The organism is Rhizobacter sp. P2_H2 (assembly GCF_056403375.1).
Genome location: NZ_JBFUFP010001542.1, coordinates 1 through 927 on the forward strand (window position 1 = coordinate 1; position 927 = coordinate 927).

Annotated in this window: 1 protein-coding gene; it reads right to left on the minus strand. The window is 67.2% G+C overall.

Annotation, left to right across the window (positions count from 1 at the left end):
- Positions 1–387: 387 nt before the first annotated feature.
- On the minus strand, positions 388–927 hold a 540-nt coding region (locus tag AC1D15_RS34600), incomplete at its 5' end, for an ABC transporter ATP-binding protein (protein ID WP_477829634.1).

Consider the following 927-nt stretch of genomic DNA (forward strand, 5'->3'; position numbering starts at 1 on the left):
CCCATGCCAAGGCTTGGCAAACCCGCAGCCACCATGGCGCGTCCCGGATTGCGTTCAACGCACCCACAAGACGAACGTGCGAGACCTCGGGCGGTATTGAATTGGCGCTCGATAAAGCTTCCTCGCTCCTGTCCAGCGGGCCCCTCCTGCAAACTGAAAGAGTTGCTCCGCGATCGGCCTGTCGTTGGCGATGGAGTGCTCATGTCGGGTTCCTTTGAAGTCCTGGAGGCCATTCATGCCCCGACCGAACCCGCCCATGGCAGGTCGACGATCAGGACACCGAATGAGTGACCAACGGGTCGATCCGGTTCCACCGTGAACGATGTCTTCGTCCGTCTCTGCAGCCATCGCTCCCGCGATGGCCACACACACCGACACCGCGGGCACTCAGTCGACCAGCCGCCCCTGCTTCAACCGAAGCACCCGATCACAGCGCTTCGCCAGCGCCTCGTCGTGCGTGACCATCACGAAGGCCGTGCCCTGGTTGCGCGCGAGTTCCAGCATCAGCGCGAACACCCCATCGGCCGTCTCGCGGTCGAGGTTGCCGGTCGGCTCGTCGGCCAGCACGCAGGCCGGCTTGCCGGCCAAGGCCCGCGCGATCGCGACGCGSYGGCGCTCGCCGCCCGACAGCTCCGACGGCCGATGCTGCACGCGTGCCGCCAGGCCCACCTGCGCGAGCACCGCCTGCGCCTGCTCGCGCGCCTCGGGCTGCGTCAGCCGGCGGATGCGCAGCGGCATCGCGACGTTGTCGAGCGCGGTGAACTCCGGCAGCAAATGGTGGAACTGATAGACGAAACCGAGGTGTCGGTTGCGCCACACGCCCTGCTCCGCCGCGTTCATGTGCGAGAAATCGCGGCCCTTCAGCTGCACCGCGCCGCTGGTGGGCGCTTCGAGCCCGCCCATCAGGTGCAGCAGCGTGCTCTTGCC